The 24,580-nt window shown below is 68.3% G+C and carries 22 protein-coding genes; 10 read left to right on the forward strand and 12 right to left on the reverse strand.

The window, feature by feature from the left end:
- Positions 1-49: 49 nt before the first annotated feature.
- On the forward strand, positions 50-1,177 hold the full coding sequence (locus OHA70_RS34930; protein WP_328325100.1) for a sensor histidine kinase: 1,128 nt from the start codon (positions 50-52) through the stop codon (positions 1,175-1,177).
- Between the two features lie 68 nt (positions 1,178-1,245).
- Here the strand turns inward: OHA70_RS34930 and OHA70_RS34935 are convergent, their stop codons facing one another.
- Entirely contained in the window at positions 1,246-2,457 is a 1,212-nt protein-coding gene (locus OHA70_RS34935) for an alpha-hydroxy acid oxidase (RefSeq protein ID WP_328325103.1), read from the reverse strand.
- 149 nt (positions 2,458-2,606) lie between these two features.
- Between OHA70_RS34935 and OHA70_RS34940 the strand changes: the two genes are divergently transcribed.
- Complete coding sequence (locus OHA70_RS34940) at positions 2,607-3,296, forward strand: FadR/GntR family transcriptional regulator (protein ID WP_328325105.1); 690 nt, start codon at positions 2,607-2,609, stop codon at positions 3,294-3,296.
- On the opposite strand, the gene OHA70_RS34945 is transcribed toward OHA70_RS34940, so the two are convergent.
- Together OHA70_RS34945 and OHA70_RS34950 are read right to left on the reverse strand one after the other, a co-directional pair.
- Positions 3,293-3,853 (reverse strand): class I SAM-dependent methyltransferase, encoded by a 561-nt coding sequence (locus tag OHA70_RS34945; RefSeq protein ID WP_328325107.1) that lies wholly within the window; start codon positions 3,851-3,853, stop codon positions 3,293-3,295. The genes OHA70_RS34940 and OHA70_RS34945 overlap by 4 nt on opposite strands.
- Before the next feature lie 10 nt (positions 3,854-3,863).
- The gene (locus tag OHA70_RS34950) at positions 3,864-4,442 is read right to left on the reverse strand and encodes a DUF6069 family protein (protein ID WP_328325108.1); all 579 of its coding nucleotides are present in this window, start codon (positions 4,440-4,442) and stop codon (positions 3,864-3,866) included.
- A gap of 129 nt (positions 4,443-4,571) precedes the next feature.
- Here OHA70_RS34950 and OHA70_RS34955 point away from each other — a divergent pair, with 129 nt between their 5' ends.
- From OHA70_RS34955 to OHA70_RS34975, 5 genes are all read left to right on the forward strand, one after another.
- Entirely contained in the window at positions 4,572-5,723 is a 1,152-nt protein-coding gene (locus OHA70_RS34955) for a sensor histidine kinase (RefSeq protein WP_328325110.1), read from the forward strand.
- Between the two features lie 101 nt (positions 5,724-5,824).
- Positions 5,825-6,478: a response regulator gene (locus tag OHA70_RS34960; RefSeq protein ID WP_442913852.1), complete on the forward strand. Its 654-nt coding sequence runs from the start codon at positions 5,825-5,827 to the stop codon at positions 6,476-6,478.
- Positions 6,479-6,566: 88 nt separating this feature from the next.
- On the forward strand, positions 6,567-7,232 hold the full coding sequence (locus OHA70_RS34965; protein WP_328325112.1) for a response regulator transcription factor: 666 nt from the start codon (positions 6,567-6,569) through the stop codon (positions 7,230-7,232).
- A 96-nt stretch (positions 7,233-7,328) separates the two neighbouring features.
- Positions 7,329-8,252: an ATP-binding cassette domain-containing protein gene (locus OHA70_RS34970; RefSeq protein ID WP_328325114.1), complete on the forward strand. Its 924-nt coding sequence runs from the start codon at positions 7,329-7,331 to the stop codon at positions 8,250-8,252.
- Positions 8,242-9,087, forward strand: a complete 846-nt coding sequence (locus tag OHA70_RS34975; protein ID WP_328325116.1) for an ABC transporter permease subunit — start codon at positions 8,242-8,244, stop codon at positions 9,085-9,087. Before OHA70_RS34970 ends, OHA70_RS34975 begins: the two co-directional genes overlap by 11 nt.
- Here the strand turns inward: OHA70_RS34975 and OHA70_RS34980 are convergent.
- The 5 genes from OHA70_RS34980 to OHA70_RS35000 all read right to left on the reverse strand — a co-directional run bounded on the left by OHA70_RS34980 (position 9,080) and on the right by OHA70_RS35000 (position 15,598).
- A complete protein-coding gene (locus OHA70_RS34980) occupies positions 9,080-10,360 on the reverse strand; it encodes a glycoside hydrolase family 125 protein (protein ID WP_328325117.1) in 1,281 nt (426 codons plus the stop codon). The genes OHA70_RS34975 and OHA70_RS34980 overlap by 8 nt on opposite strands.
- 7 nt (positions 10,361-10,367) lie before the next feature.
- Positions 10,368-11,669, reverse strand: a complete 1,302-nt coding sequence (locus OHA70_RS34985) for an ROK family transcriptional regulator (protein WP_328325119.1) — start codon at positions 11,667-11,669, stop codon at positions 10,368-10,370.
- 74 nt (positions 11,670-11,743) lie between these two features.
- The gene (locus OHA70_RS34990; protein WP_328325121.1) at positions 11,744-13,291 is read right to left on the reverse strand and encodes a hypothetical protein; all 1,548 of its coding nucleotides are present in this window, start codon (positions 13,289-13,291) and stop codon (positions 11,744-11,746) included.
- 38 nt (positions 13,292-13,329) lie between these two features.
- Positions 13,330-14,406: a hypothetical protein gene (locus OHA70_RS34995; RefSeq protein ID WP_328325123.1), complete on the reverse strand. Its 1,077-nt coding sequence runs from the start codon at positions 14,404-14,406 to the stop codon at positions 13,330-13,332.
- A 1-nt stretch (position 14,407) separates the two neighbouring features.
- Positions 14,408-15,598: a cysteine desulfurase-like protein gene (locus tag OHA70_RS35000; protein WP_328325125.1), complete on the reverse strand. Its 1,191-nt coding sequence runs from the start codon at positions 15,596-15,598 to the stop codon at positions 14,408-14,410.
- Between the two features lie 974 nt (positions 15,599-16,572).
- Between OHA70_RS35000 and OHA70_RS35005 the strand changes: the two genes are divergently transcribed.
- The 3 genes from OHA70_RS35005 to OHA70_RS35015 all read left to right on the forward strand — a co-directional run bounded on the left by OHA70_RS35005 (position 16,573) and on the right by OHA70_RS35015 (position 20,592).
- Positions 16,573-18,108 carry a DUF222 domain-containing protein gene (locus OHA70_RS35005; RefSeq protein ID WP_328325127.1) on the forward strand — a complete coding sequence of 512 codons (1,536 nt, stop codon included), beginning with the start codon at positions 16,573-16,575 and terminating at the stop codon, positions 18,106-18,108.
- A 1,294-nt stretch (positions 18,109-19,402) separates the two neighbouring features.
- Complete coding sequence (locus OHA70_RS35010; protein WP_328325129.1) at positions 19,403-20,371, forward strand: DMT family transporter; 969 nt, start codon at positions 19,403-19,405, stop codon at positions 20,369-20,371.
- Positions 20,372-20,439: 68 nt separating this feature from the next.
- Positions 20,440-20,592, forward strand: coding sequence for a hypothetical protein (locus OHA70_RS35015; RefSeq protein WP_328325131.1), 153 nt, complete (start codon positions 20,440-20,442; stop codon positions 20,590-20,592).
- A 16-nt stretch (positions 20,593-20,608) separates the two neighbouring features.
- Here the strand turns inward: OHA70_RS35015 and OHA70_RS35020 are convergent, their stop codons facing one another.
- From OHA70_RS35020 to def, 4 genes are read right to left on the reverse strand one after another with little or no spacing between them, the layout of a single operon-like run.
- Positions 20,609-21,604 (reverse strand): DMT family transporter, encoded by a 996-nt coding sequence (locus tag OHA70_RS35020; protein WP_328325133.1) that lies wholly within the window; start codon positions 21,602-21,604, stop codon positions 20,609-20,611.
- A 37-nt stretch (positions 21,605-21,641) separates the two neighbouring features.
- Positions 21,642-23,027, reverse strand: a complete 1,386-nt coding sequence (locus tag OHA70_RS35025; protein ID WP_328325135.1) for an RsmB/NOP family class I SAM-dependent RNA methyltransferase — start codon at positions 23,025-23,027, stop codon at positions 21,642-21,644.
- A complete protein-coding gene (gene fmt / locus OHA70_RS35030) occupies positions 23,024-23,965 on the reverse strand; it encodes a methionyl-tRNA formyltransferase (protein ID WP_328325137.1) in 942 nt (313 codons plus the stop codon). The genes OHA70_RS35025 and fmt overlap by 4 nt, the downstream gene beginning before the upstream one ends.
- On the reverse strand, positions 23,962-24,510 hold the full coding sequence (gene def, locus OHA70_RS35035) for a peptide deformylase (protein ID WP_328325139.1): 549 nt from the start codon (positions 24,508-24,510) through the stop codon (positions 23,962-23,964). The genes fmt and def overlap by 4 nt, the downstream gene beginning before the upstream one ends.
- Between the last annotated feature and the right edge of the window lie 70 nt (positions 24,511-24,580).

Raw genomic sequence — 24,580 nt, forward strand, 5'->3', positions numbered from 1 at the left:
CTCCGTGGCGACGATGACACCGGATGGGCCGGACCTCTACGGTTCGAGGGTGAGCACTACTGAGCTGACCTCCGACGGCCGCCTGAGGCGGGTGCTGCTGCCTGCGGTCGTCACGGTCATCGTGGTGTTCGGGTCGTTCGGTTCGTCCAACAACCAAGACGGACGACGCCACGGCGACTGGATCATGGTGGTGCTCGTCCTGATCGGCTCGGTGGCGCTCTACTGGCTGCGGACCCACCCGATACCGGTGCTGTGGGCAACGGTCGTGTCGTCGCTCGCCTACATGTTGATGCAGTACGGGTACGGGCCGATCATCTTTCCCTTTGTGATCGCTGTCTTCACGGTGATCAGGACCGGGCACCGACTGGCGGGCTGGGTCGGGCTGGTCACCCTGTACGCCGGACATGTGCTCGGGCGACTCGTGCTCGGGTTGAGCGGGCAAGGCATCTACCAGGTCCTCCTGGTCGGCACCTGCTTCGTAGTACTGGGGTTCATGGCTGAGCTGTTCCGTGGGCATCGCGAGCGGGTGACGGCAGCCAACAAGACCAGGCGAGAGGCAGAGCTGCGCCGGGCCGGTGAGGAGCGCCTGCGGATCGCACAGGAGCTCCATGACGTGGTGGCGCACCACATCTCGCTGATCAATGTGCAGGCGTCCAGTGCGCTCCACCTGATCGACCGGCAACCGGAGGAGGCTGCCCCTGCGCTAGCGGCGATCAAGGAGGCCAGCAAGGAGGCACTTGTCGAGCTGCGGTCGATTGTCGGCGTACTACGCCAGTCGGACGAGTCAGCACCACGCCAACCGGTGGCCGGGTTGGACCGTCTCGACCACCTGATCAGCCGTACGTCGATGGCCGGGCTGGAGGTGCACGCGATCGTCCACGGCGACCCGCGCCCGCTACCGACCAGCCTGGATCGGGCGGCGTTTCGCATCATCCAGGAGTCGCTCACCAACGTCGTCCGGCATGCGAAGGCGACTGCTGCGACGGTGCGGATCCAGTACGGCGAGGAAGCGCTTGTGCTGCAGGTGGATGACGATGGCTCTGCATTGGCCGGTCCGCCACGCGAGGGCAACGGCATAGTCGGCATGCGCGAACGTGCCACCGCCCTGGGCGGCACCCTGACCGCCAGCCGGACTCCGACTGGCGGTCTGCGGATCGTCGCCAACCTGCCGATCTGACGACGATCCGGTGCCAGCGGGCCAGCGGGCCAGCGGGCCAGCGGGCCAGCGGGCGGTAGTACCGGCTGTCAGGGCAGGCGGACGTGACCTGGGTTGAGGTCTGCGACCTTGTCCACGCCCAGGAGAGCCATGGTGCGGTGGACCTCGGTGGTGAGGATCTGGGCGGCCTTGGCTACTCCGCGCTCGCCACCGGCCATGAGGCCGTAGAGGTAGGCGCGGCCCACCAGGCAGGCGTCGGCGCCTAGGGCCAGGGAGGCGACGATGTCGGCGCCGCTCATGATGCCGGTGTCCAGGTAGATCTCGGCGTCGGTACCGATGGCCTTGCGGACCTCGGGGAGGATCCGGAGCGGGGTGGGGGCCCGATCCAGCTGGCGGCCGCCATGGTTGGACAGGACGATGGCGTCGGCGCCGGCGTCGACTACCCGTCGGGCATCCTCGATCGTCTGGATGCCCTTGATGATCAGCGGCCCGTCCCAGATCGAGCGGAGCCAGTTCAGGTCGTCGATGGTCATCGTCGGGTCGAACAGCTGGTTCAGCAGGTCGGCGACCGTACCGTCCCAGCTCGAGAGCGACGCGAAGGTGAGCGGGCGGGTGGTGAGCAGATTGGCCCACCAGGCCGGGTGCATCGACGCGTCCATGACCGTCTTGACCGTCAGCGACGGCGGGATGGTGAAGCCGTTGCGGACATCGCGAAGGCGGGCGCCGGCGACCGGTACGTCGACGGTCAGCATCAGCGCCTCGTACCCGGCAGCGGCCGACCGCTTGACCAGGTCCTCGCCGGCGGCGCGGTCCTTCCAGACGTACAGCTGGAACCACTTGCGTGCGTCCGGAGCCGCAGCGGCGACGTCCTCGATCGAGGTCGTTCCCATCGTCGACAGCGCGTACGGGATGCCGATGTCCTGGGCGACCTTGACGACCGCGCTCTCGCCCTCGTGGTTCATCATCCGGGTAAAGCCGGTCGGCGCGAACGCGAACGGCAGCTCCGAGCGCCGGCCGAGGATCGACGTACCGAGGTCGATCTCGGAGACGTTGCGCAGGATGGACGGCTGCAGCTCCATCTCGCGGAACAGCCGGCGGGCGCGGGAGAGGCTGATCTCGGCCTCCGCGGCGCCATCGGTGTAGTCGAAGACCGAGCGCGGCGTACGGCGCTTGGCGATCGCGCGCAGGTCGGCGATCGTGAGCGCCTTCTCCAGCCGGCGGTCGGTCGCGTTCAGGGTGACCGGCTTGGGGCGCAGCAGCGGCTTGAGCTCGGACCAGCGGGGTATCTGGCGTTCGGTCATCGGTGCTTCCCTCGGCAGGTGAACTGTGTGGTCGGACCACAGCATAGTCTGTGGTCCGACCACAGGGCTACACTCCGGTCTGTGAAGAACTGCTCTGTACTTGCGAACTGCGCCGTGCTCGCGGACTGCTCCGTACCTTGTGTGCGCCGGTGAAGAACTACGAGCTGGTCCTGAGCCGGGTGGAGGCCGATCTCGCGGCTGGCCGGCTGCGACTTGGCGAGCGATTGCCTGGGGAGCGCTCTCTGGCGGAGCAGCTGGGGATCAGCAGGCCGTCGGTGCGGGAGGCGGTGCGGGTCCTGGAGGCGATGGGCGTCGTCCGTACTGCGACCGGCTCAGGGCCGGAGTCGGGCGCGGTGATCGTGGCCGAGCCGGCGTCGCCGTTGACCGCGTTGCTGCGGTTGCACCTCGCGACGAATCACCTGCCGATGGGCGACATCGTGCAGACGCGTGTCCTGCTGGAGTCGTGGACGGCTCGCGAGGCGGCGCATCATGCGGGTGCCGGGGATTTGGTGGCGGCCGAGGAGTTGCTGGATCGGATGGATGCTCCGGGGTTGACGCCGGAGGAGTTCCATTTGCTCGACGCGGAGTTCCATGTGGCGTTGTCGGCGCTGGCGGGGAATGTGCTCATTGCGGCGGTGATGTCGTCGTTGCGGACGGCGATTCATGGGTATGTGCTGGCCGCAGTACCGAATCTGGCGGACTGGGATGCGACGGCTGTCGGGTTGCGGGCCGAGCATCGGTCGATCGTGGGGGCGATTCGGGCTGGCGCTGGGGATGAGGCCGCGGCGTTGATCACGGCGCATATCGAGGGGTTTTATCGGGCGGCTCAGTTGCGTTAGAGGTAGGCGGTTCCGGCGATGAACGGGATCTTGAGGAGGCCGGGGGCGGTGTAGTGGGTGAGGTCGACCGTCGCGAAGGCGGCTTCGATCGCGGGGGCGAGGTCGCGGCTGGGGTCGCAGCCGCGGTCGACCACGCGGGTGATCGGGGCGATCATGCGCTGCATTCGCCGGAGAGCGCTCCCCGGCGGGGCCGCCACGTGTTCCAGGAAGACGAAGCGGCCGCCGGGTCGTAGTACGCGCTGTATTTCAGCCAGTACTGCGTTCAGGTCGTCCACTGAGCACAGCACGGCCGTCGACAGGACCGCGTCGATGCTTGCTGAGGGCAACGGGATCGCTTCGGCGCGGGCGGCCAGCACGCGCCGCTCACCAGAAGCTGATTGGACGGCGTTGGTGAGGGTGCGGCGGGCGCGGGGGTTGGGTTCTAGGGCTGTCCAGGTGATGGATGGCGGGAGGAGGGGGAGGTTGGCGCCTTTGCCTGCGCCTATTTCTAGGACCTGGCCGGTGAGGGTGGCGATCAAGGTGCGCTTGAGGGGTTGGTAGCCGGGCCAGGTGGTCATTCGGGGGTCCTCACGCGGTGGGGGTGCAGCGGGCCTCGGTGGAGAGGGCGGTGCGGCGGAGGCCGAGGATGATCAGGCTACCGACCACGAGGTGTAGGGAGGCAAGGCCTAGTTTGGCGCCGATGCCGATGCCTGCGGTTAGGGGGCTGGTGAGGGATAGGGCGCACGCGATCGTGGCGGTGATCGTCCAGGCTTTGCGGGCGGCGGGGGTGTTGTGTTCGAGGACGGCTAGGAGGGCCCAGGCGGCTAGGGATATTGCCAGGCTGGCGACGAGGACTGAGGGCGCGCCGATGTGGATGGTGGACCCCTGTTTGGCTGCCAGGGTGATGTTGAAGGCTTGGGTGAGGACGGCCCACCAGGCGACCGCGACGACGGTGACGGATCCGGCGACTGCGAGCCGGCTGCGGCCCTCGACGCGGGTTGGCCGGGCGGTGGGCGCGGGGGTGCCTGCCGCGTTGGTGTTGCCCGGCGTCGTGGTGCTGCCGGGCGCATTGGCGTTGGTCCTGCCCGACTTGGTGGTGCGGTCGGTGGCGGTGCTGAGGTTGGTGGTGGTGGGCGTGGGTGCGGTGGCTTCTGGGGTGTTGGTCATGGGGTAAGGATTGGCGGGGGTGAGGGTTGGGGGCATCGGCCGGGTGGCTGGAGGTGACTGGTCTCAAGTCGGTGGTGTATCGACTTTGGTCGGTGGTGGTGGGGCAGCGGGCGGCCTAGTCTCGGCGGCATGGAGGAGATCTGTCGGCCGTCGCGTCGCAATCGCTGGGCCAATGTCATCGCGGTGACCGCTGTCGGCATGTTGACGGCATCGACGATCTACGGGCGGCAGGCGGGAGACCTTCAGCCAGGGTGGCTGGCGCTGGACGTCGCGGTCGGGATTGTTGCCTGCGGCCTCATTCCGGTACTTGGGCGGTACCCGGTCCAAGGCGCCCTGGCGCAGGCTGCGCTAGCAGCCCTCTCCCCCGCGGCGACTCCGCCGTCGACGGTCGGCACGCTGAGCGTCGCCCAGCGCCGCCCGCTGAAGACGGCCGCTCTCGTCGCGCTCGCCGGTGTGGTCGGACACTTCATCCAAGGACTCTGGCGACCGATCCACGGGCTCAACCTGGTCTGGTACGCCGTACTGGATGTCGCCGTCCACGCCGCCCTGCTCGGCTGGGGTCAGTGGATGCAAGCCCGCCAGGACCTGCTCAATTCGCTGCGAGAGCGCGCTCTCCGGGCCGAGAACGAGCAAGGCCGCCGGGTCGCCGAGGCGCGGACGCTGGAGCGGACCAAGATGGCGCGCGAGATGCATGACGTACTCGCGCACCGGCTGTCGCTGCTCGCTACGTACGCCGGCGCGCTCGAGTACCGGCCGGATTCGTCGCCGGAGAAGCTTGCCAAGGCGGCCGGCGTCATCCGTACCGGAGTTCATCAGGCGCTGGAGGAGTTGCGCGAGGTGATCAGCGTGCTCCGCGACAGCGAGATCGACGAGCTCCCCGGCGGACGCCCGCAACCCACCTTCGGCGACCTCGCCGGACTGGTCGCCGAGTCGCGCGATGCCGGTACGGAGATCCTGTACGCCGAATCTGTCGCCGCGCCAGAATCGTTGCCACCGGCAACCGGACGGACTGCGTACCGGGTGGTGCAGGAGGGGCTGACGAATGCGCGCAAGCACGCTGCCGGGCATCCCGTCACGCTGGTCGTCGACGGCAAGCCCGGTGAATCCCTGCGGATCGAGCTCAGCAACCCGAGCGGCAACGGGGTAACGCTGACGCCGGGGAGCGGTACCGGCCTGGTCGGGCTGACCGAACGCGTACACCTCGCGGGCGGAACGCTGGATCACGGGCGCGCGCCCGACGGACTGTTCCACCTGGAGGCGTTGCTCCCATGGCCGCAGTGAGCGAAAGCCGCCCGACCGCAGTCCTCGCCGACGAGAGCCGTCCGGCTGGAGGCGTTGCTGCCGCGGCCAGTGGGGGTCCGAGTCCCGCTACGGTGGCGGGTGTGAGTGAGACGATTCGGGTGCTGGTGGTGGATGACGACGCGTTGGTGCGGGCGAGTCTGGAGATGATGCTGGACGGTGCCAATGGGATCGCGGTGGTTGCCCAGGCGGCTGACGGCGATGAAGTACCGGCGGCGATCGATGCGCATTTTCCGGATCTAGTGCTGATGGATCTGCGGATGCCTCGCGTCGACGGGATCGTTGCGACGCAGCGGCTGCGGGCGCGGAAGAATCCGCCCGAGGTGATCGTGTTGACGACCTTCGATACCGACGAGAACGTGTTGCATGCGTTGCGCGCGGGGGCGAGCGGGTTCTTGCTGAAGGACACGCCGCCGGCGCGGATCGTCGAGGCGGTACGCCGGGTCGCGGCGGGTGACCCGATCCTGTCGCCGGCCATCACGCGGCGGTTGATGGATCAGGCTGCGACCCAGGCCGACGCGCATACGCGAGCTCAGGAAGCGCTCTCGCGGCTGTCTCCCCGGGAGTACGACGTGATGCTGGCGGTCGCGCGGGGCAAGGCGAACGCGGACATCGCTACCGAGCTGTACATGAGCGTCGCGACCGTCAAGGCGCACATCTCCCACATCCTCGGCAAACTCGAACTCGGCAACCGCACCCAGATCGCCCTCCTCGCCCACGACGCCGGCCTCGCCTGACGGCCCTCAGCACCCGGCCGGCCCAGCGCCCCGGCCTTTGGCTCGCTCGTCAACCGGCGCTGACCGGCGGATGCTCTAGGTTTGCTGCATGATCCGGGTGTTGCTGGCTGACGACCAAGCGCTGGTGCGTGCGGGGTTCCGATCGCTGCTGAATGCGGAGGACGACATCACCGTGATCGGTGAGGTCGCCGATGGTGCAGCCGCGTTCGAGCTGGCGAAAGCGGAGAAGCCCGACGTCGTTCTGATGGATATCCGGATGCCGGGGATGGACGGGCTCGAGGCGACCAAGCTGATCGGTGCCGAGGAAGCGCTCTCTGATGTTCACGTGGTGATCCTGACGACGTTCGATCTGGACGAGTACGTGTTCGAGGCGCTCCGGGTGGGCGCGAGTGGGTTCCTGGTGAAGGACACCGAGCCGGTTGAGTTGCTGCAGGCTGTTCGTGTTGTCGCGCGCGGCGATGCGCTGCTCTCCCCCGGGGTCACCCGGCGGCTGGTTGCTGAGTTCGCGAGCCGAAGCCGGCAGCCGCATGCCACTAAAGAGCTGGACGTACTGACCGAGCGCGAACGCGAGATCGTCGCCCTCGTCGGCGAAGGGCTCTCCAACGACGAGATCGCCCAGCGCCTGGTACTCAGCCCGGCCACCGCCAAGACCCACGTCAGCCGCGCGATGGTGAAACTGGCCGTCCGCGACCGAGCCCAACTCGTCGTCGTCGCCTACCAAACCGGCCTCGTCCGCCCCGGCTGGCTCGGCTGACCAATCGCACCGTGCTCCTCTACTCCTCCTGAGGTAGCCGCGGTCACTCCCGCTGGGCGACGCGGTGGGCATGCCCAGACCGGCACTGTCTAAGGCATGAACGCAACCACTGCCCCGCTGGTCGAGGTCTCCGGCCTGACCAAACGCTACGGCGACACCTTGGCCGTCGACGGTGTCGATCTGACGGTTCTGCCCGGCGAGGTCTACGGCTTCCTCGGGCCGAACGGCGCCGGCAAGACCACCACCTTGCGCATCCTCACCGGCCTGATCTCGCCGACCAGCGGTACGGTCCGTGTCCTCGGCGGCGCGCCCGGCCAGGCACAAGTCCTGGCCCGTACCGGCTCGATGATCGAGTCGCCCGCCTTCTACCCGTACCTGTCCGGCCTCGACAATCTCCGCGTCCTCGCCGAGTACGCCGACGTGCCACGCCCCCGCATCGACGAGGTACTCGCCCTCGTCGACCTGGCCGATCGAGCCCGCGACCGCTTCTCGACATACTCGCTGGGCATGAAGCAGCGACTCGGTGTCGCCGCGGCCCTCCTCAAGGATCCCGAGCTGGTGATCCTCGACGAACCCACCAACGGACTCGACCCGGCCGGAATGCGCGACATGCGCCGACTCATCCGCGAACTCGGCGCCGACGGCCGGACCGTCCTGCTGTCCAGCCATCTGCTCGGTGAGGTCCAGCAGATCTGCGACCGCGTCGGCATCATCAGCGAAGGCCGGATGGTCGCCGAGCACACCGTCGACGAGCTGCGGACCGAGCAGGAGCTGGTGATCCGGGCGACGCCTCGAGAGAGCGCTCGCTCGATCCTGGCTGAGGCTCTCGGTGCCGCAGCAGTCCACCTGTACGACGAGACTCTGCGGGTCAAGGTCGCACCCGACCGGGCCGCCGAGGTCAACCGCCTCCTGGTCGAAAAAGGGATCGCGGTCTCCGAGTTGCACAGCACAGAACGCGCTCTCGAGGACGTCTTCTTCGAGCTGACCACGACGGACAAGGAGAAGACCCATGCTGGGTAGCTATCGCGCCGAGCTGCTCAAGCTCCGCAAACGATCCGCCGTCTGGGTTCTGTTCGGCGCCGGCCTCATCCTGAGCGTCATCTTCGGCTATCTCCTGCCCTACCTGGGCTACGTCACCGGCGACGGCAACCAGCAGACGGACGGCATCCCCCGCGCCGAGGTACTCCGCGGAGTCCTGCCGGAACGCGTTATGGACAACACGATCGGCGGCTTCCCGGTCTTCGCGGGAGCGCTCGCTCTGGTCCTCGGCGCGATCGTGATCGGCGGCGAGTACACCTGGGGAACGCTGAAGACGATCCTCACCCAGCGCCCCGGCCGGAGCACCCTGCTCGGCGGCCAGCTCCTCGGGTTGCTCACGCTGGTCGCCGTCTGGGTGCTCGGCATCTTCGTCGCCTGCGCCCTGTGCAGTATCGGGATCGCCGCGGCCGAGAACGCGCCGATGGACTGGCCCGGCCCACTCGCCCTGCTCAAAGGACTTGCCGGCGGCTGGCTCGTCCTCAGCCTGTGGTGCCTGGCCGGCGCTGTACTGGCCGTTGCCTTCCGCAACGTCGCGCTGCCGATCGGGCTCGGTGTCGTCTGGATCCTCGGGATCGAGACGCTGCTGGCCGGGGTGGTCAGCAGCCTGCTCCCCGATCTCGAGGTCCTGTCCGACGCGCTGCCGGGCGCGAACGCCGGTGCGCTGATGTTCAGCGTGACGGGGATGAGTACGGCGGACGCGCCTCCCGGAGTACGGGATGCCGTGTCGGGAGATCGCGCTCTCCTGACCGTACTGGGCTACGCCGCCGTCTTCGTCGTACTGGCCGTCGTCACCACCCGGCGCCGGGACGTCAGCTGAGCTTGAGCCCTGCGTGGCTGAGGCAGAGCTCGCAGAACATCGCGTTCGCCCAGGAGAACCACTCGCGGGTGAAGTTCGCCGGATCGTCGGTGTGGAACGACTCGTGCATCTGGCCGGTACCGCCGGTGGTGTCGCGCAGCAGCTCGAGCAACTGCTGCCGCTCGTCAGCCAACGTACTGGTCAGCCCTTGGACGGCCAGCGCAATCGGCCAGATGTGGTCCGGCGGAGTGTGCGGGCTGCCGATCCCCGCACCGTGAGAACCGCTGTAGTAGTACGGGTTCTCGGGGCTGAGCAGCAGCGAACGCGTCGCCAGGTACGTCGGGTCATCGGCTGCAGCGAACCCCGTCATCGGCGCCGACAACAGGCTCGGCATGTTCGCGTCGTCCATCAGCAACCGCTCCCCCGCGCCGTCCACCTCATAGGCGTAGACCCGGCCGAGTGACGGGTGGTCGACGGTGCCGAACTGCGCGATTCCGTCGTCGATCCTGGCCTTCAGCTCCTTGGCGCGATCACCGAGGGCGGAATCGTCGAGCAGCTCGCTCGCGATCGCCTGCAGGTAGCCGAGCACGACCGAGGCGAACATGTTGCCGGGCACGTTGAAGCCGTGCTCGGTGGCGTCGTCACTCGGCCGGAAAGCGCTCCACGACATCCCGGTCGGCTGAGTCGGCTGCCCGAGACCGCCACGGATCAGCGAATCGCTCGGCCGGTCGTCGTGCCGCTGGAACCGGTACGGCGACTTGTTCTCGTGGTCCAGCTCGGTCTCCAGCACCTCGAGGGCCGCGGCCGCCGCCACCCGGAAGCGGTCGTCGATCACGTCCTTGCGCCCGGTGATCCGCCAGAGCCGGTAGGCCAGCTCGATCGGGTAGCAGAGCGAGTCGATCTCGTACTTGCGTTCCCACACCCACGGCGACATCTCGGTCTCGTCGGTGGTGTGCCCGGCGCCGTTCGCCTCACGGTTGAAGGCGTTCGCGTACGGATCGAGTGCCATGTACTCGAGCTGCCGGTGCAGGACGCCGATCAGTACGTCCTGCAGCGCCGGGTCATCGGCGCACAGCACCAGATAGGGCCGCAACTGGGCGGCGGAGTCGCGCAACCACATCGCCGGGATGTCACCGGTCAGCACGAACGTCGTACCGTCCGGCAGCCGCTCCGCGACGGCGGGCAGGTTCTCCGCCATCGACCGGTGGAACATGTCCGCGATCACCTGGTCGCCGGTCGCCTGGCGGACCTTCTCGGTGGCTCGGGCCAGAACCTCGGGATCGATACCGGTCATCAACACATCAACCTTTCGCGGACCCGACTACGACAGGTGGAGCGCTCTCTGCGGGTCCGAGCAGGAGCACTGAGGGGTTGGGAGAGAACGTGTGGTCGAGCACCAGGCTGGCAGCGCCGACCGCACCGACGTCCGCGCCGAGGGCGGTACCGGTGACGACGAAGGGGTGTACCGAGCGGACCAGAAAGCGCTCTTCCAGCGCGGCCCGGACTGCCTCGTCGAAGAACGGCGCGAGGTGGTCCCAGTGCGGGCCGCCGAAGACGACGCGTTCCAGGTCGAGCAGGTTCGCGATGTCCTCGACCACCTTGGCGATCCGGCCGGCCAGCGCTGCGATCAGCTCCCGCGCGACCTTGCCGCCCGCCAGCGCCTGCTGACACAAGTCCGCGAAGGCGAGATCGACGGCGCGCCGGTCGTCCAGATCGATGCCCTTGGCAAGCACTCCGGCGTGTACGGCCTGCTGGACGAGATAGCGCGGCTGGCTCGTCTCGCCGACGCAACCACGGCGGCCGCAGAAACAGAGCGGACCGTCGGGGTCCACGATCACGTGGCCGATCTCGCCGACGTTGCTGCTCGAGCCGCGGACCACCTCGTCGCCGATCACCAGGCCGGCGCCTACCCCGGTACCGAGGTAGAAGAAGACGAAACTGCCGCGACCGTTCGGCCCGCCGGCCCACTTCTCGGCGGAGGCCGCGGCCGTGACGTCCTTGTCGAGCAGGACTGGCAGGCCGGTCAGCTCGCGCAGAGTGTCGCGCAACGGGACCAGATGCCAGGCGCTCAGGTTCGGCGGGTTGATCACCACGCCGCGCTCGACGTCGATCGGGCCGGGGGCGGCGATGCCGACGCCGACCACGCGTTCACGTGGCGCTCCGGCCTCAGCGATCACTTGCTCAACTGTGGCAGCGATTCCCGCGATGAGTACGTCGGGATCGTCGGAGGCCGGTGTCTCGGCGCGGCGGCGGACGACGACCTGCCCGGTCAGATCGAGCACGACCGTGGTGACGACGGCCGGGTCGAGGTGCACCCCGACGGCGTACTGGCCAGTGGGCTCGAGCTCGAGCAAGGTCCGCGGTTTGCCGAGGCCGGTGCTCTTCTGCCGGCCGGCCTCGCGGACCAGACCGGCGTCGAGCAACCGGCGGGTGATGTTGGAGATGGCCTGGCCGGAGAGTCCGGTGGCGGCGGCGATCTCGACCCGGCTGAGCCGTTCGTCGGCGCGCCGGATCGCGTCCAGCACCACCGTGTCGTTGAAGCCACCTACGCGATCGAGATTGGTACCCCGGCGTACTACGGCCGGCGGCTGGTCGCTGCTCACCACTCCCCCTGTCTCCACTGCCCGACGCCCCACTGCTTCGCGCACCGCCGGCCCGTGCCCCATAGGTCCACGCCTCAGCCCGCAGCCGGGTCCGCGCCCCACGGTCGCGACCAGGCGTAGCGAACCGTGCCGGTGCCGCCCCGCCAGGCGGTCGGCGTGGTGTTCACCAGCCAGTCGAGCGGCTCGATCCCACCATCCGCGGCGTTTCCACCACTGAGCGCCAACCGTATACCGTCGCCAAGATCGCGGTCGGTCTGCGGCGTCCGGGCGGACGGGTCGATGGAGACGAAGAGAGCGCTCCCTGACCTGGCGATGAGGTCGAGGAACTGCCGATTGAGTTCCCAAGGCGTCTGCGGCGTACAGGGCACGCAATCTGCGTCGAGGGTGAAGAACCTTTGGTGCTGGGGCAGCCGGAAGGCGAGCGAGTTGATGCCCATCTTGCGGGTCCGCTCCCAGTCGCGGCCGGAGGTGTCGTCGCCGGTGCGCTGGACGTCGACGAGCCCGGCGGCGAGGTGGCCGACGGTGTTGCAGCCGATCAGTACTAGGTCATCGGCGGCGGCGCGGATCTCGGCGTACAGGTCCAGGATGATCTCGGCGGTGGTACGGGTGTTGTCGTGGAACTGCCAGCCGTCGTCGGTCAGGTGGGCGCCCATCGCCGGGCCGAAGCGGCCGAACAGGTCGTAGGTGCTGAAGTCGTGTTTGACCAGCTCGAATCCCCAGTCCTTGAAGCGGTGCAGGTCGGCTCGGAGCAGGTCGAGGACTTCCGGGTACGTCGGGTCGAGGGCGCGGCCGAAGCCGTCGGACTGGCCGGTTCTTTGCCAGGGGCCCTGCTCGCGGGAGAGCAGTGGGCGGAACCAGAGGCCTGGTCGGGCGCCTAGCTCTTTGACCGCTTGGGCTGTCCTGGCCATGTCGTCGAAGAGGCCGGAGATACCGCTCTCCCAGGGGCCGCCGGATGCGTTGCCGCCTGGGTTCCAGCCGTCGTCTACGACGCTGAACGGTTTCACGGGGTGGCCGGCTGCTAGTTCGACGACGGTTGCGGCGTCTTGCAGTACTGCTTTTTCGTCGAAGCCTTGGCCGTACGCGTAGTACCAGTTGTTGGCGCCGACGACGGGGCCGATGTCTCTTGGGGTGATGGCGGTACTCATTGCTTCGACGGCTGCATGGAGGGTGAGCCACGGAGTACCGGCGTCTTCGAAGCGGCGGACGGTTGCTGCCTTTAGCTGGCGGCCGTTGAGTTGGGTAGGGCCGCCGCCGTTGCGGAGGTCGAGCCAGAGGGTGAAGCCGGTCTGGTCGACGGTCCAGGAGCAGAAGGCCTTGGGGTGCACGTCGACGCCGGCGCCTTCGGTCTTGCCGGTCTTCTGGTCGTGAGCGAGCCAGTACCACGGGAGGAGCCGGTCGGGCTGGAGGTGCCGCCATTGGAGGTCGCCGTACGACCGCTCCCAGGCGTCGCCGAGGATGAGCGCCTCTGCCGGTGTGGGCTCATCCCAGCGCAGGGCAACCCGCGCGACGCTGCCGGCGGTGACCAGTACGTCGCCGGCTGACCAACTGACCTCGGTCGCTGTAGCCGGACGGAGGTTTTCTGTTGGGGTGAGCTGGATGAAGACCTGGCTGGGCTCGTTCACGGGAAAGAGCTTACCCAGATTTACCCCATCGAGTTGATTTAGTACGTCTTGTAATAGATCAGCTCGCCCGATTCACCGGCGCCGGCGCCTTCGCTCGGGATGAAGAGCGTCATGACGAGGCCCGACTGGCCGTTGGGGGCTTTCAGATTGGTGATGGTCGGGTTGGCGAAGGCGGCGCTGCCGGCGTCGGTGCGAATCGTCGTACGGTCCGCGTTGCCGGTCTGGTAGTCGTAGACGAAGGTCCGCCAGGAGCCGAAGTCGCCCTTCGTGTACTGGCCCTCGATCAGGCCGAAGCTGTAGCCGCGGAAGCTCACCTGGTCGCGGTCGCCGATGTTGCCGCCGACGTTCCAGTAGAGCAGGGCGTTATCGAAGTTCGGCTGGGCCGAGGTCGTCCAGGAGTTGAAGTTGGTGAGCCTGCCGCGTTGCTGGCGGTCGCGGTCGCAGTTCCACCAGTAGTGGCCGCCGAGGTCGATCGTCGAGTGGTCGATGTCGGGAGAGAGCGTGATCCCGTAGATGTTCGGGGTGCCCTCGGCGCAGGAGGAGAGTCTTCTGGGTGCGTCGAAGGAGCGGGTGACGCGGCCGGCGAGGAGGTCGGCGCGGTTGGCGAAGTACCGGAAGGCTAGGTGGTTGTTGCCGCCGCCGGGTTGCTCCTGCTCCCAGGCCATCATGTAGCCGCCGTTGGAGGCTTGGGCGATGGTTGGTTGGGAGGCTGGGCCGGTGTTGCTGCCGGCTAGTTCGCGGACCCAGTGCCAGTTGAGTAGGTCGGTTGAGGTGGCTAGGTTGACGCGGAAGTGGCCGTCGGTCGCCATGTGGTGGGAGACGGCGAGGTAGCCGTTGGCGTTGTCCTGGATGATTTTGACGGTGTCCATGACGTGACCGGCGTCGTCCTTGGTGGCGTAGCGCTTGCCGGTCGCGCCGGCCACGTTCTCGACGATGCCGCGGAGCTCGGCTCGCGCTGGATCGGAGACTGCGGTGGTACCGGCGCTGCTCGTTGTGCTGGCGCTGCCTGTTGTGCTGGCGCTGGCTGTCGTGGTGGCAGTGGCTGTGGCGAGGGTTGCTGGGGTTGCGATGGCGGTGAGGGCGAGTGCGGCGAGTAGCAGGCGGGCGGTGCGCACGTCAGGCCCCTAGGGTTTCGATCGCCTCGATCAGGCGGTCGACGTCGGTTTGATTCGTGTACGGCGCCAGGCCGACTCGGACCGCACCGGTGTCGCCCAGGCCGAGATGCCGGGACGCCTCCAACGCGTAGAAGGATCCGGCCGGCGCGTTGACCCCCGATTCAGCCAGCTTGGCGGCGACGGCACGCGACTCCCAGCCGTCGACGGAGAACAACAACGTCGGCGTACGCCGGGATGCGTGCCCGTAGAGCGTGATCCCGTCGATCGCCGCCAGCCGGGTCTCGAGGTCGACCCGCAAGCCGTCCTCGTGTTCCTCCAGCAAGGCGAGCGAACTCAGCAAGCGCTCTCTCCGGTCGCCGGACGCCACTCCCCCGAGCCCTGCGATGAAGTCGACCGCGGCGGTCGTACCGGCAAGCAACTCGTACGGCAGCGTGCCGAACTCAAAACGCTCCGGCACGACATTGGTTGCTGGGAGCAACTTGTCTGGGTGAAGCCCTTCGAGCAGAGCCGGCGCGGCCGAGAGCACCCCGCAGTGCGGACCGAAGAACTTGTACGGCGAGCACGCGTAGAAGTCGGCGAACGACGCATCGATCGGTGAGTGTGCGGTGAGATGTACGCCATCGACGTACACCAACGCACCGGCGTCGTGGACGAGCGTCGCGATCGCCTCGACATCGGGCCGGGTGCCGATCAGGTTGGAAGCAGCCGTCACCGCGACCAGCCGGGTCTGCGCCGAGAGCAGCGGCGCGATGTCGTCCAGCTCCGAGGTCTCGGGATCGAAGGCGAGCCAGCGGACCGTCGCGCCGACCGCTTCCGCTGCATGCACCCACGGCCGGATGTTCGCATCGTGGTCGAGCCGGGTGACGATCACCTCGTCCCCCGGACCCCAGTCCTTGGCGAGCGTACGGGCGAAGTCGTACGTCAACTGCGTCATACTCCGCCCGAAGACGATGCCGCCCGAATCCGTCCCCAGCAAATCCGCCATCGCCTGCCGAGCGCCGACCACGATCGCGTCGGCCCGCCGCTCGGCAGCAGTCAACTGCCCCCGATTAGCCAACGCCGACACCATCGTCCCCGCCACCACATCAGCCACCACCTGAGGCGTCTGCGACCCACCCGGCCCGTCAAAATGCGCGGCCCCTTCCCCCAACGCCGGAAACTCCTTGCGCACAGCATCCACCTCAAAGCCCATCCCGCCATCCTCCCCCGAACCCCACCCAAAAGCCCCCCAACGAGTGTCGCCACCCTGCCAGCGCGGGCCTGCCTGGTAAGCCACGGCCGCCCGAACGGAGCGCAACCGCCCACGCAACACCCCGCGGCCAGCAACCAGCCGAGACAACAGCAGGTCCCATCCGCCCAACCCGCACAGCCGCCTACGCCTAAGCCAGCCGTCAGCCCTCCACCGCCAACGGGCTGTCGCGCCAGCTCGCGGTAGCGACGGCCGCCCGAACGGAGCGCAACCGCCTGCGCAACGCCCCGGCGGGCAGGCACCGGGCCGAGACAACAGCACCAGTTCCCATCCGCTCACGCCGGCACGGGCGCAAGCCAACCCCTACACCGACGGCCAACCCGTCGCACCCCCCACCACCATCGGGCTGTCGTGCCGGCTCGCGGGGTAAGCGACGGCCTCCCGAACGGAGCGCAACCGCCTGCGCAACGCCCCGGCGGTCAGGAACCGAACCGAGCCAACCCACCAGGTCCCATCCACCCAACCCGGCACGGGCGCAAGCCAACCCCTACGTCGACGGCCGCCCCGCCCTGCATTGCCAACGGGGCTGTCGCGGTGCGCCAACTCGAACCGCCCCGCTACCCCGTAGCCGAACCTCCTCGTCTTACCGATCCGTGTGATGAACATCGGCACCACCTCGGGCGATCAGCGAGTCCTCAAACCCAGATGGCAAGGGATCCTTGGTTCGACCGTCGGGCGTAGTTTCCCAAGTAACCTCCAATGCCCGCTCCTCCTTCGCGCGGTCCAACGATGACGCGCAAGCATCCTCGGCGCACCGACCGACTGGAGTTAGCCGCACAGCGGCCAACCGCTCTGGTCATCCACAGATCTCGCTTCTCTGTGGACAACCTGACCGAATCCGGCCATTCAGGAACCCCTTATAGATAACGGGTTCTCGGCTTCGAAAACTGTCGGCGGCGGTGCCTAGTGTTGTGTCCATGGAGATCTCGCAGCTACGACCCGCGTACCTCCAGAGCGACACCGAAGTAATCGTCACTCTGGACACGGTCGAAGCTGCCCTGAACACCCTCGGCTCCTACCGCCTCGAACTCCTCGGCGACGTCGAATCCCGCGGCCTGGCCAAGGAACTCGACGCCCGCAACACCATCGAACTCCTCGAACTACGCCACCGCCGCGACCCCGCCAACACCCGCAGCGACCTCAAATTCCTCAAGAACCTCCCCAACTACCAGGCCGTCACCGCAGCCCTCGCCGTGGCCGGCGACGATCCAACCGGTCTGACCCCGGACCACGCGAAAGTCATCGTCACCACCCTGGAGAAAGCACCTTCCACGGTGCCGGTGGAGACGCTCCGGGTCGCCGAAGAACAGATGATCGAAGCCGCCCGCCACATCACCCCCAGCGGCCTGCGCGACTTCGGCCGCCAGGTCCTCGACCGCCTCGACACCGACGGCCCCGAACCCGCCGAAGAAGAGGCGTATCAGAACGAGAAGCTGTGGATCCGGCCGGCCGACCACGGCGTGAAGTTCGGTGGCTACCTGGCCGGCGCCAACGCGGAACTGTTCAAAACCGCGATCCACGACCTGGCCAAACCCCACCGGACGGTCGATGGTGAACTCGACCCGCGATCGCACGAGAAGCGCCAGGCCGACGCGTTAACCACGATTCTGGACATCGCCACCGGTGCCGACCCCACCACCGGCGTACCTGGCGTGCCGCATCTGACCGTCACCATCGACTTCACCGACCTCAAGGCACTGACCTCGGCAGCCGTGGGTGAACTGGTCTTCGGTGACAACATCTCCGCCTCCGCCGTCCGCCTGCTCGCCTGCGACGCCGCCGTCCTGCCCATCATTCTCGGTACGGATTCTCAGCCGTTGGATGTAGGGATGGAGTACCGGTTCGTCACCCGCTACATCCGCCGCGCCCTGAACCGCCGCGACAAAGGCTGCGTCATCTGCAAAGCCCCACCCTCGCACTGCCACGCCCACCACGTCATCCACTGGGTCGACGGCGGCCCCACCTCGATCCAGAACCTGGTGCTGCTGTGTGGCGCCCACCACCGCGCCGTCCACGCCGGCCACTGGACTGTCGCCATCACCGCCGGCGTCGTCCACATCACCCGCCCCGACTGGACCATCCCCACCCCCGCCCGCCTGACCATGCCATTCCCGTCATCGAACGGCCCACAGCCGACGTCATCACCCACCGGCCCCGCACCGAGCGCATCCACACCGAACACCGCGCCAACCACACCGCCCTGGAACGCGTCGCCAAACCCAGGCACCTTGACGTTGGACGGAACCGCCGCAGCCTGGCTCGCCCCCACAACCGCCGCCGCAGCCTGGTCCGTCGACGTCAACCCCCACACCCCACAGACCGACCGGCTACGCCGCCCCACCGCGCTCACACCAACCAACCCCGCCGCCACAGGCCTGTCCTGGCTAACCCCCGAAGCCGTCACCGACCTCAACCCCTGGGGCGAAACCGGCACCCCCTCCACCGGCCCCTAGCCCCACCCGCACCACGGCCTCCAGCCGCCCACAACCAGCATCCGGGCTCCCCTCCGTACAGGCAGGCGGGCGACTGCGCCACGTGCTCCAACGGCTTACGGAGCACTCCAACGGCTTACGCAGGGCTCCAACGGCCTACGCAGTACGGCTGACCTGAGGTGCCGCCCGTATGGCGTAAGCCAGCACGCCAACCGGTAGGGCAGCCCCGATGCTGGCAGTCCAAGGAGGCGCGCCTGTTCAGAGCGTCGTGGGCGTCGGATTGCCCGGGCCGGGACTGGTGACGATGTCCCCCTCGCCCTCTGTCCATCGGGGCGTTGCGCAAACGGTCGTGACCATTCGGGCGACGGTTGCTTAACCGGCGAGGCGCCTCGACACACGGGCCTTCGACGAAGGCGATCCGCTCGGAGGACCTCCAGCCGTGTCCCAGGGGAAACAGCTGCGGTTGGGCGGGGCGGAAGCGAGTGCGGTTTCCCCCACGCGCCAGGTACCCGCCGGGTCGTTGCTCAGGCGGTCGCGCCCATTCGGGCGGCCGTTGCTTAACCGGCAAGGCGCCCTCGACGCGCGGGCCGTCGACGAAGGCGATCCGCCCGAAGGATCCGGCCGTGTCCGAGGCGGAGACGGGTGCGGTTGGGCGGGGCGGAAACGGATGCGGTTCCTCCACGGGCCAACCACCGGGGCGTTGCGCAAGCGGTCGTGCCCCGTTCGGGAGGCCGCGCAGGGTCGGGCTGGGTGAAACCGGTACAGATGCATCACTTCGGTCCCGCCCGCCAGGGCGTTGCTCAAACGGGTCGCGGCTCATTCGCGCGGCCGTGCGGCGGTGGGTGGGGCGGAACGGGTGCGGTTCCCACCACACGCGCCGCCCGCCAGGGCGTCGCGCAAGCGGTCGTGCCTTATTCGGGAGGCCGCGCGGCGGTAGGCCGTGCGGGAGTGGTGCGGGCTCCTCCAGGCGCCAGTCAGCCGCCGGGGCGGTGCGCACGCGGTGCGCCCTCGTTCGGGAGGCCTGTGCGGTGTTGGGCGGGCGAACGGTGCCGACCTCCACCACGCTAGCCACCCGCCGAGGCGTGGCGCACGCGTTCGAGCCCATTCGGGCGGCCGCGCGAGGTTGGGTGGGGCGGGAGTGGTGCGGGTTCGCCAGCTGGCCGGCGGGGCGTTGTGCAAGTGGTTGCGCTGCCATTCGGGAGGCCGGGCGGTGGTGGGTGGGGCGGTTGTCTGGTTGGGGGTGCTCGTGGGTGCCCGATTGTGGGCAGGGAAGGGGGGAATGTCGGAGGGATGAGGCAGGATGTCAGGAGTGAGCATGCTTTCGACTCCTGACAAGCCGCCTGTTCGGGCCTGGTTGCCGACTATGTTGTTGCTCGGCGCGATCTGGGGCTGCAGTTTTCTGTTTATTTCGGTTGGGGTGCGGGAGTTGCATCCGGCGTACCTTGCGCTGGGGCGGGTGATCGCAGGGTCGCTGGTGTTGCTCACGATCCTGGCGGTCAAGCGGGAGGCGTTGCCTCGGTCGCCAAGGATCTGGGCGCATAACTTTGTCGCGGCGGCGATTGGGTCGGCTATCCCGTGGACCTTGTTCGGGTACGGCGAGCAGCGCGTGCCGAGTCTGCTCGCGGGGATCTGGAACGGGATCACTCCGCTGGTGGTGCTACCGATCGCTGTCTGGGTGTTCCGGACCGAAAGGTTCACGCTGCAACGGGTTCTCGGGCTGCTGATCGGCTTCGGCGGCATGTTGGTCGTGCTCGGGGCCTGGCAACTTCACGGCGGCTCGGATCTGACTGGCCAGCTGTTCTGCATGGCGGCTGCGGTGGCGTACGGCATCGCGATCCCGTACCAGAAGAGGTTCATTGCCGGCAGCAACCTGTCCGGGACCGCGTTGTCGGCGACCTTGCTGATCTGCTCCACGGTCCAGCTCGCGATCGCGGCGCCGATCCTGACCGGTCATGCTCCGCCGGCCCCGTCGTCGCTCTCGCTCGAGGTGATCGGCAGTGTGATCGCCCTTGGCGCGCTCGGCAGCGGAGTCGCGTTCGTGCTGAACCTGCGGCAGATCCGGCTGATCGGCGCGAGCATGACCTCGATGGTCACCTACATCATGCCGATCTTCGCGATCGTGGCCGGCGTCATCGTGCTGCACGAGCACCTCACCTGGTACCAGCCGGTGGGCGCGGTGATCGTGCTGGCCGGGGTCGCGGTGTCCCAAGGGGTCATCAGTACGGTCCGATCGCGCAGGCGGGCGAAAATCGCTGCCGAGCCCGAACCTGCTCCAGTACCGTAAAACGCCGGGCCGCGCTGGTCGGGGGGAGACCTTCCGGCGCCAAGCGCCCGGCGTACCGGGGAGCAAGCATGAGCAGGACCGCAGTACCTGACACCCACGAGATGGTGATCATCCACCGCGTGTTCCGGCGTGAATTCCGGCTGCTGCACGACCTGATCTGGCGGGTCGTCGGCCGCCGCACGTACGACGGCTACGTCCGGATGATCAGGCGCTCTTCCTGAGGCTACGTCCGGATGGTCAGGCGCTCTTCCTGAGGTTGGGCACGGCGGCGACGATTACCGCGACCAGGGCGAGCAGGGTCCCGGCGACGACCGGCAGCGTGACCTTCTGGTCAGAGGCCGGTACGAACAGGTCGATGAACAGGCTCGCGATCAACTGACCGGCGATCGTGCCCAACCCGAGTACGAACACGCCGACAACGCGGACGACGGCGGCGGCCGCGCTGATGAAGATGACGCCGCACATGCCGCCCAGGTACAGCCAGGGGTTGGACGGCAGGCTGTTCGGAGTACCGCGGACCAGCAGGTCGACGAGGAAGACCACCAGCAACGCGGCGAAGCCGACCAGGAAGTTGATGACTCCGGCCGCAATCGCTCCGGAGGCGTCGCCGGCCGCAGTCTGGGCCACTCGGCCATTGATAGCTTGCTGCACCGCAGTAAAGACCCCACCCAGTGCGGGGAGCAGTGCGAGCAGTAGTCCGGACGGGTGGTGCAACCGATCGGACACAGCCAGTACTACGGCCGCCGTCGCCAGCACTGCACCCACTATCCGCAGTGGCGTATAGGCCTGGCGTCCAGCCGGGCCGAAGCCCAGTCGGTCCACTACCAAGCTACTGACGGCCTGCCCAGCCACTACGGCGACTATGAAGACAGCAACGCCGATCACCGACACAGTGATCGACTGGGTGGCGACCAGGAACGCACCGGCGAGTCCACCGATGCACTGCCACCACCTGAGCAGTCCGCCTCCATCAGAGGGCGTCCTGATGGTCCGCCAGACCCTCCCTACCGACCGGCGTATCGGTGGGATCACCGCACAGCCGGCCAGCAGGACCACGAGTCCGCTACCGAAGGAGACCAGCGCGGCCGGTATGCCGTCGCCGAGCCGCTGGCCGAGTTCGCCGTTCAGCCGGGACTGGATCGCGAACAGCATCCCGATGCCGAAAGCCGCCGTGAGCCCGATGAACTGGTGCTGCTGGGCGCTCCGGGCCGGGCGGACTTCGGTGGCGGTCACCACTCCATCATGACCGTTCGGCTTCACACACCTGACATCAGGTCCGTCTGATGAGCGCCAGATACATCGCGTCGGTGCCGTGAACATGCGGCCACAGCTGCAGGTCCGGCCCCTCCCCCAGCGAGGGCACGTCCGGCAGGAGCGCACGGGCGTCCTCCAGCACGGCATCGCCGCGCTGCGCCAGCACTGCGTCCACTACCGCCCGTGTCTCCATCAGGTGCGGGGTGCAGGTCACATACGCGACCACACCGCCCTTGCGGACGGAAGTGATCGCCGAGTCGAGCAGTTGCTCCTGCAACGGGCGCAGCTCGGCCACGTCTTCCGGAGTACGACGCCAGCGCGCCTCCGGCCGCCTCCGCAGAGCACCAAGCCCACTACAGGGCACATCGGCCAGGACCCGGTCGTACGAGCCTTCCGGCCAGGTCGGCTTGGTGCCGTCGCCGACCACCACCTGGTGGTTGCCCGGCACCGCACGCAGGTTGGACCGCACCAGCTCCGCACGGTGCGGCAGCGGCTCTACCGCCGTGATCGCCGCACCCCGCTGGCGACCGATCGACGCGAGCAGAGCGGCCTTACCTCCTGGCCCAGCGCACAGGTCCAGCCACTTGGCATCCCTGCCCTCTAGCGGCGCCATTGCAAGCGCAGTGGCGACCAACTGCGACCCCTCGTCCTGTACTCCGGCCCGCCCGGCAGAGACCGCCGAGATCCGACCCGGGTCGCCCCCACCTTGCAGCACGGCCGCGTACGGGGAGTACCGGGCCCTGGTCGCCCCTGCCTCAATGAGGTCGTCCACCGACGCCAGGCCGGGCCGTGCGACCAGCGTCACCCGTGGCGGCTCGTTGTCGGCGTCCAGCAGTTCGTCCAGCTCGTAGCCTTCGGTATGGAGCGCGTCAGCGAAGGCCTCGACGATCCAGCGAGGATGCGCCTTCGCGATCGACAGGAACCCGAACAGGTCGTCGTCGGAGTGCGGGGCGACATCGACGATCCACTGGTCGAACGTGCGCTGGCTGACCTTGCGCAGTACCGCGTTGACCAGGCCGCTGCGGCTCTGGCCGGACACGGCGCGGGTCAGGGTGACCATCTCGTTGACGGCGGCGTAAGAGTCGACGCGCATCCGCAGCAGCTGGTGCGTGCCGAGGCGAAGCAGGTCGAGCAGCTCCGGGTCCAGCTCGGCGAGTGGGCGGGAGACGTTGCCGGCGAGGATCGCGTCGTACGTGCCCTGCCAGCGCAGTGTGCCGTGCACGAGCTCAGTACAGAAGGCGGCGTCGCGGCCGCTCAGCTTCTGGTCGCGCAGGGCCTTGTTGAGGGCGAGGTTCGCATAGCCGTCCTGCGAGGTGACCTGCCGGATCACCTCGTAGGCGACCTGCCGGACCCTGTCGGGGCGGCGCTGCGGCGCCCGGTTGCGAGGACTGCGGTCGCTCACTCTGCCTTCGCTTCCGGACCGAGAAGGTCATCGGCGGTGATCCGTACGCCGCGCGCCCAGTCGGCGGCCGCCATCGGCTTCTTGCCCTGCGGCTGGACCGTCGCGAGCTTCAGCACCTTGCTGCCTGTACCAACCTCAACGCTCGACTTGGTCGCGCGGAGCTCGCCGGGCTTCAGGTCATCCAGATCGGTCAGGTCGACGTCCAGCACCTTCAGCCGCTCGCCGCGGAACGTCGTCCAGGCCCCCGGCGCCGGGTTGCAGCCGCGGACCAACCGGTCGACGCGCTGCGCCGGCGCGGTGAAGTCCAGCTCGGCATCCTCGACGTTGATCTTCGGAGCGAGGGTGACGCCATCGGCAGGCTGCTCGACGGCCACCAAGGCACCGGCCTCGATGCCGTCCAGGGTGTCGACGAGCAGCTTGGCGCCGGACTCCGCGAGCCTGGCGAGCAGGTCGCCGGACGTGTCCTTCGGGCCGATCCGCTCCGTCAGTACGCCGTACACGGGGCCGGCGTCGAGGGCCTTGACGATCCGGAACGTGCTCGCTCCGGTGACGTCGTCGCCGGAGATGATCGAGTGCTGCACCGGCGCGGCACCACGCCAGGCCGGCAGTACGGAGAAGTGCAGGTTGATCCAGCCGTGCGGCGGGATGTCGAGGGCGGCCTGCGGCAGCAATCCGCCGTACGCGACAACCGGGCAGCAGTCGGGCGCGATCTCGGTCAGCCGGGCCAGGAAGTCGGGATCGCTCGGCTTGACCGGCTTGAGCACCTCGATGCCGAGCTCCTCGGCGTACTGCGCGACCGGCGAGGCGAGCAGCTTGCGGCCTCGACCCGCCGTCGCGTCCGGCCGGGTGACGACGGCGACCAGCTCGTGGCCGCTGGCAACGATCGCGCGGAGCGCGGTGACGGACACCTCGGGGGTGCCGGCGAAAACTACTCTCACAGGCCGAATCCGTTCATGGGGTGCGGGGAGACCTTGACCTGCGGCGGGCCGGACAGCCCGGACCACTCGGCCTCGCGGATCGCCTTCATCGCGGCCTTGCGGGTCAGCGTGTCCAGCCGGTCGACGAACAGTACGCCGTCCAGGTGGTCGGTCTCGTGCTGGATGCAGCGCGCCAACAGGTCCGAGCCCTCGATCACCACCGGGTCGCCGTACATGTTGAAGCCTCTGGCGACGACGCCCATCGCGCGGCGGCAGTCGAAGGTCAGGCCGGGCAGCGACAGACAGCCCTCGGGCCCGAACTGCTCCTCGGCCGACAGGCTCAGCTCCGGGTTGACCAGGTGGCCGAGCTCGCCCTCGATGAAGTAGGTGAAGACGCGCAGGCCGACGCCGATCTGCGGTGCGGCCAGCCCGGACCCCGGGGCCGCCTGCATGGTGTCGGTCAGGTCCGCGACCAGCCGGCGCAGCTCCGCGTCGAAGTCGACGACCGGGTCGGCCTTGGTGATCAGGACGGGATCGCCGAACAGGCGGATGGGTTGGACCGACACGCAAACTCCACAGCACTCACCGAAAGGGGGACCGGACAAGTCTAGTGGTCGCCCTGGGAACGCTCAGCAC

Origin of the sequence: Kribbella sp. NBC_00382 (assembly GCF_036067295.1) — a bacterium.
GTDB lineage: Bacteria > Actinomycetota > Actinomycetes > Propionibacteriales > Kribbellaceae > Kribbella.

Bases quoted from the DNA above. Each gene is read 5' to 3' on its own strand.
- OHA70_RS34935 (WP_328325103.1), bottom strand. From the start codon at position 2,457: ATGACCGAACGCCAGATACCCCGCTGGTCCGAGCTCAAGCCGCTGCTG.
- OHA70_RS34945 (WP_328325107.1), bottom strand. From the start codon at position 3,853: ATGACCACCTGGCCCGGCTACCAACCCCTCAAGCGCACCTTGATCGCC.
- OHA70_RS34950 (WP_328325108.1), bottom strand. From the start codon at position 4,442: ATGACCAACACCCCAGAAGCCACCGCACCCACGCCCACCACCACCAAC.
- OHA70_RS34955 (WP_328325110.1), top strand. From the start codon at position 4,572: ATGGAGGAGATCTGTCGGCCGTCGCGTCGCAATCGCTGGGCCAATGTC.
- OHA70_RS34965 (WP_328325112.1), top strand. From the start codon at position 6,567: ATGATCCGGGTGTTGCTGGCTGACGACCAAGCGCTGGTGCGTGCGGGG.
- OHA70_RS34970 (WP_328325114.1), top strand. From the start codon at position 7,329: ATGAACGCAACCACTGCCCCGCTGGTCGAGGTCTCCGGCCTGACCAAA.
- OHA70_RS34975 (WP_328325116.1), top strand. From the start codon at position 8,242: ATGCTGGGTAGCTATCGCGCCGAGCTGCTCAAGCTCCGCAAACGATCC.
- OHA70_RS34980 (WP_328325117.1), bottom strand. From the start codon at position 10,360: ATGACCGGTATCGATCCCGAGGTTCTGGCCCGAGCCACCGAGAAGGTC.
- OHA70_RS35000 (WP_328325125.1), bottom strand. From the start codon at position 15,598: ATGGGCTTTGAGGTGGATGCTGTGCGCAAGGAGTTTCCGGCGTTGGGG.
- OHA70_RS35005 (WP_328325127.1), top strand. From the start codon at position 16,573: ATGGAGATCTCGCAGCTACGACCCGCGTACCTCCAGAGCGACACCGAA.
- OHA70_RS35010 (WP_328325129.1), top strand. From the start codon at position 19,403: ATGCTTTCGACTCCTGACAAGCCGCCTGTTCGGGCCTGGTTGCCGACT.
- OHA70_RS35015 (WP_328325131.1), top strand. From the start codon at position 20,440: ATGAGCAGGACCGCAGTACCTGACACCCACGAGATGGTGATCATCCAC.